Below are 721 nucleotides of genomic sequence, written 5' to 3'. Positions count from 1 at the left end.
TCGGCGGCGGCCTGCACCGCGTCCATCACCAGCGGCGTGCAGTCCGTGGGCCGCGCGCGGCTCAGCTGCGTGAAGCTTGCGGACAGGCGCAACGCGGTCAGGTCGGTGGCCACGCCGGCCATCAGCGTTTCCGGGAAGGCGTCCAGCACGGCATCGCTGTCGCTGCGCATTTCCAGCGTCAGCTCGACCCGGCCAGGCACCGCGTTGGCGGCGTTCGGCGTCATGGACAACCGGCCCACGGTGGCGACCACGTAGTGCGGATTGCCGCTGGCGGCGCTGGCCTGGCGGTGGGCGGCATCGATGATGCGGGCCGCGCCCACCAGGGCGTCGCGGCGGATGTCCATGGGCGTGGTGCCGGCATGATCCGGCTGGCCTTCCACCGTGATCAGCACGCGGCGGATGCCGACGATGTTGGTGACCACGCCGATAGGCAGGCCGCGGCTTTCCAGCACCGGGCCTTGTTCGATATGCAGTTCGACGAACGCCGCGGTGCCGTCAGGGCCGCGCAGCGGCGCGCCCAGCGCCGAGGGGTCGCCGCCGATGCGGGCGATGCCGGCGGCGAGCGTCTCGCCTTCGGGATTGCGGGCCGCCAGCATGTCGGGCGTCAGCTGGCCACAGAGCGCGCGGCTGCCGACGCAGGAAATGCCATAGTCGCTGGGCTCCTCGGACAGGAAGTCGATGACCTCGAAGGGATGTTCCAGCTGCACGCCTTGCTCGCGCA

Annotated in this window: 1 protein-coding gene; it reads right to left on the bottom strand. The window is 71.3% G+C overall.

The window, feature by feature from the left end; genetic code table 11:
* On the bottom strand, window positions 1–721 hold a 721-nt coding region (locus HV793_RS30985), incomplete at both ends, for a peptidase dimerization domain-containing protein (RefSeq protein ID WP_175214477.1).

The sequence above is a fragment of the Achromobacter aegrifaciens genome, from assembly GCF_902859965.1.
GTDB classification, from domain to species: domain Bacteria; phylum Pseudomonadota; class Gammaproteobacteria; order Burkholderiales; family Burkholderiaceae_B; genus Achromobacter; species Achromobacter aegrifaciens.
The sequence above is the reverse complement of the archived record's forward strand: the minus strand, read 5'-3'. Positions and strand labels throughout refer to the sequence as shown.